1 protein-coding gene and 2 pseudogenes are annotated in these 5050 nt (G+C 67.8%); all 3 read left to right on the top strand.

Annotated features, from left to right (window positions below):
- Positions 1-260 precede the first annotated feature (260 nt).
- Positions 261-2404: pseudogene (locus JCM9942_RS10775) on the top strand (S46 family peptidase).
- Positions 2405-2559: 155 nt separating this feature from the next.
- Complete coding sequence (locus tag JCM9942_RS10770; protein WP_054659599.1) at positions 2560-3609, top strand: OmpA family protein; 1050 nt, start codon at positions 2560-2562, stop codon at positions 3607-3609.
- A gap of 187 nt (positions 3610-3796) precedes the next feature.
- Positions 3797-5050 (top strand): annotated as a pseudogene (locus JCM9942_RS10765) (SLC5/6 family protein); the annotation flags it as partial.

Here is a 5050-nt window from a genome sequence, read left to right as displayed (position 1 = left end):
CCAGATCCGGCTGCGCGGCGACCGCATCGGCCGGCAGCGTCCACGGCTCGATTCGCAGCGCCAGCGCAGGTGCGCTCGCGTGGGCAGAGCGGGACCGGTCCGGACCGGAGCAGGCGCCCAGCAGCAGGCCCATCACGACGAGGGAAGCGGCAACGATACGCATCGGCGCAGGATAGCCCCCTCGTTACCAACGATGGTTGCCGCTGCGCGCGGTGGCCGCTACTGTCGGCGGCTGTTCTGAAGGTCTGCTGGAGTTTTCGATGACGCGTAAACCGCTTGCCGCCACGCTGGCGCTGGGGATGGGCCTGGCCGCTGCGGCCAATGCCAACGAGGCATGTGGATGCCCACGCAGCTGCCGGAGTTGGCCAGGACGCTGAAGGTGGCCGGTTTCAAGGGCGATCCGAAGCAGCTGGCCGATGTCACCGCGCCGCCGCTCAGTGCGGTGGTGCGGGTCGGCGGTGGCACCGGCGCGTTCGTCTCCGGCGATGGCCTGCTGCTGACCAACCACCATGTCGCCTATGGCGTGATCCAGTACAACGCGACCAAGGACCACAACACCATCGACGAGGGCTTCATCGCCCGCGGCCGCGATGATGAGCGCGCGGCCAATCCCGATTACCGGGTGCTGGTGACGGTGGGCTTCGACAAGGTCACCGACGAGGTGCTCAAGGACGCGCGCGGCAAGACCGGTCGCGGTTATTACGACGCAGTGGAAAATGCGCGCAAGCGCATCGTCGCCGACTGCGAGGCCGAAGCCGCCGTGCGCTGCTCGGTGGCCAACATGTACTACGGCAGCGATTTCTACCGCATCCGCCAGCTGGAGCTGACCGACATCCGCCTGGTCTATGCACCGCCGCGTGCGATCGGCAATTACGGCGACGAGATCGACAACTTCATGTGGCCGCGGCACACCGGTGACTTCACCCTGCTGCGCGCCTACGTCGGCAAGGACGGCAAGCCGGCCCCGTACAGCAAGGACAACGTGCCGTACCAGCCGCCGGCGCACCTGAAGATGGCGCTGGATGGCCCCAGGGAAGGCGACTACGCGATGCTGGCCGGTTACCCGGGCACCACCTACCGGCTGCGCACCGCCGACGAGTTTGCCAACCAGATCGATACCGTGCTGCCGCGCCGCGTGGAGGTGTTCCAGCAGCTGATCGACACTATCGAGGCGGTCGGCAAGGGCAATGCCGATGCCCGCACGCGCTACGCCTCGCAGCTGCAGTCGCTGAAGAACAACCGCAAGCGTGCCGCCGGTGAACTGGAAGGCCTGTTGCGCAGCGACGCCAAGGCCCAGCGCGCCGCTGACGAACAGGCGATGCTGGCCGCCACCGACGCCAGCTACAAAGCCGACATCGATGCGTTGTTCGCCTCGCTGGCGGAGGAGCGGGCCGTGGGCGAGCGCGAGCTGCTGGTTGGCTTGATGTCCAGCCAGACCCAGTTGCTGCGTTCGGCGCTGCTGCTGGAGCGGCTGCGCATCGAATCGGCCAAGCCCGATGCCGAGCGCGAGAGCGGCTACCAGCAGCGCGACCAGGCGCTGATCGAAGGCGTGCTCAAGCAGGTGCAGCGCCGCTACGACCCGACGGTGGAGAAGGCCATCCTCACCGCGCTGCTGACCCGCTACCAGCAGCTGCCCGACGACCAGCGCGATGCGCATTACGACAACCTGTTCGGGCGCACCCCGGCCGAGTTGGCCAAGCACCTGGACGAGCTGTACGCACAGACCACGCTGGGGGATGAGGCACAGCGGCTGTCGCGCTTCGAGGCCGCGCGCAAGGGCGGTTTCATCGAGTCCGACCCGCTGGTCTCGGTGGCCTCGGCGCTGGTGATGGCGCAACTCAACGACGAGCGGCAGAGCAAGGAGCGCCAGGGCGAGCAGCTGCGCCTGCGTCCGTCCTACATGCAGGCGCTGTTCGCCTGGCGTGCCAAGCAGGGCCGTGCGGTCTACCCCGATGCCAACAGCACCCTGCGCATCAGCTATGGCAAGGTCGAGGCGCTGCACCCGCGTGATGCGGTCAGCTACGCGCCGGTGACCACGGTGGCCGGCATCGTCGAGAAGAACACCAACACGGTGCCGTTCGATGCGCCCAAGCCGCTGCTGGCGGCCATCGCCAAGGGCGATTTCGGCAGCACTGCCGATCCGGCGCTGAAGACCCAGACGGTCAACTTCCTGACCAACCTGGACACCACCGGCGGCAACTCCGGCTCGCCGGTGCTCAATGCCAAGGGCGAGCTGATCGGCCTGAACTTCGATTCCAACTGGGAATCGGTCAGCGCCAGCTGGTGGTTCGATCCGCGCTACAAGCGGGCCGTGCATGTGGACATGCGCTACCTGCGCTGGCTGCTGGCCAAGGTCTACCCGGCACCGGAGCTGCTCAGGGAAATGGGCGTCCCGGCCGAGTAAGCAGACAGAAGGGGAGCGGTCATCGCTCCCCTTCTTCGTTGCCGTCGGGGCACGGGCGACCAAAGAAGGGGCGTAATTGGAATTACGCTACGCTAGAATCCCTGAATACGCAGGCTCCCCTCTCCCGCTTGGCCTGCGCCCAGGAGCCGGTTGTCGTGCAACAGAACGCAGTAAGCGGTGCGCGGGGCCAGCTGGCGCTTGCACCGCTGCGGATATGGATTGTCGGCGATAGCGAAATCGTCCAGCCGCTGGAGTGCCACGGCGCCCAGCAGACCCAGCTCAACCCGCAGGCCAGGCGCATCAGCGACGAGGCGATCCATGCCGACCTGGCGTCGTACGAGGCCACGCAGGGCCGGATCCAGGCGCTCAACGACGGCGGTCGCCCGATCCGCGACTACCACCTGTCCAAGGCGCAGTGCTGGCTGGACGTGTCCTTCCACGAATACACCCGCAACGACCGCAGCGCGTTCCCGCAGGAAGCGCTGACCGAGTCGGAGAAGCTGATCGTGGACATGGAGAACGGGGTTTCGCCGATCCCCACCGACACCGCCCTGGTCAACGACGCCAAGCACCTGCGCGCCGACCTGTGGCAGCGGCTGAAGGTCATCCATGGCACGCCGGGCTTTGCCTGCGCCGCGCAGAAGGTGGCCTGCGGCGAGGTCGAGCTGGTGCACGCCGGCAACGAGTTCAACCAGCAGCAGTGGCGCCACTCCAAGCCCTACATCCAGATCGCCGAGGACCTGGTCAACGAGGCCGAGGCCGCCGCGCGCCTGTGCGGTGTCGATCCGGGCGGTCCGGTCGCAGGTCCGGCCCCGGTAATGGGCCCGCTGATCGCCAATGTCGTGTTCGAGTTCGACCGTGACCAGTACCGCGACATCCGCACCTACTCGCTGGAAAGCGTGGACCGTGCACTGGCCACCATCGAGAGCGAGAAGCGCGAGTTGGCCGGGGTGACCCTGGTCGGTCATGCCGACCGCATGCAGGGCCGCGGTTTCGACTACAACCAGGGCCTGTCGCAGCGGCGGGCGCAGACCGTGCGCGAGCTGCTGATCGGCCGTGGTATCGATCCGGCCCGGATCAGCTACGAGTACCGCGGCGACACCCAGCAGGTGCAGCAGTGCGACGGCGTGAAGCCGCGTGCGGCCTTGCTGGAATGCCTGCTGCCCAACCGCCGCGTGGAAGTGCAGTTCCAGCTGGCGCAGTAATTCCGCGCCCGCGCTTCCCCGCCAACGCCCCGGTCCTGCCGGGGCGTTGCGTTTGCGGCCGTGCACAGGGCCCTTGCAGGAAGTACCGCTGCCGGCGTGTGCGTCGCCTCCATTCAGCAGCGGGGCAGGGGCGTGGCGACCGGCGGAATGGCTACACTGGGCGCGCTCCGTCGCACGGGATGTGTTCTTGGTCTCCAGCTGGATCCTGCTACTGGTCTCACTCGGCTATGCCGCGCTGCTGTTCGGCGTGGCCTGGTGGGGTGACCGCCGTCCGCTGTACCCGGACCGGCCGTGGCTGCGGCCGGTGGTCTACAGCCTGGCGCTGGCGGTGTACTGCTCGTCGTGGACCTTCTACGGTGGCGTCGGCAGCGCGGTGCGCTATGGCGTGGGCTACCTGCCGATCTATCTGGGTCCGCTGCTGATGCTGATCTTCGGCTGGCGCATCATCGAGCGGCTGGCGCTGATCGCGCGCAGCGAGAACGTGGTCTCCATCGCCGACTTCATCTCCTCGCGTTTCGGCCGCTCGCGGCGGTTGGCGGCGCTGGTGGCGCTGATCGCGCTGGTCGGCGTGGTGCCGTATCTGGCGCTGCAGTACAAGGCGGTGGCGATGAGCCTGCAGGTGCTGACCGGCAATGCCGCCGGCAGCGGTGTGTTCACCGATCCGGCGCTGTATGTGGCCCTGCTGATGGCGCTGTTCGCGATCCTGTTCGGCACCCGCCAGGTCGATGCCACCGAGCACCACTACGGGATGATGCTGGCGATCGCGCTGGAATCGATGATCAAGCTGCTGGCGATCGTGGCGGTGGGTGTGTTCGCCTATGTCTGGCTGGCCGACCGTGGCGATTCGGTGGTGCGCTCGGCCCGCGCCCTGTTCGAGGGCATGCCACCGGTGGGTTTCGTCTCGCAGACCCTGCTCAGTTTCCTGGCGCTGATCTGCCTGCCGCGGCAGTTCCACGTGGCGGTGGTGGAATGCGCCGATGCCGGCGACGTGCGCCGCGCGCGCTGGATGTTCGGCGGCTATCTGGTGCTGATCTCGCTGATGATCGTGCCTATCGCCAGCGCCGGCGCGGCCCTGTTCGGCACCGGTCTGGCGTCCGATGACACCCTGGTGCTGGCGCTGCCGATGGCCGGCGGCAACACCGCGCTGGCGCTGGTGGCCTATGTCGGCGGCTTCTCCGCGGCCACCGGCATGGTCATCGTCTCCTCGATCGCGCTGGCGACGATGATCAGCAACGACCTGGTGATGCCGCTGCTGCTGCGGCGCAGTGGCGACCACCGCGAAGCGGCCAGCGTCGCCTCACGGGTGCTGTGGATCCGCCGCCTGGCGATCCTGCTGCTGGCGCTGGTGGCCTACGGCTATTACCGCGGCAGCAGCAACGACACCATGCTCGCCACTTACGGCTGATGGCGTTCGCGGCGGTGGCGCAGTTCGCCCCGGGCC

It is taken from the genome of Stenotrophomonas pictorum JCM 9942 (assembly GCF_001310775.1).
Lineage (GTDB): Bacteria > Pseudomonadota > Gammaproteobacteria > Xanthomonadales > Xanthomonadaceae > Stenotrophomonas > Stenotrophomonas pictorum.
Note: the sequence above shows the minus strand (reverse complement) of the source record. Positions and strands in the feature narration are given on the sequence as shown.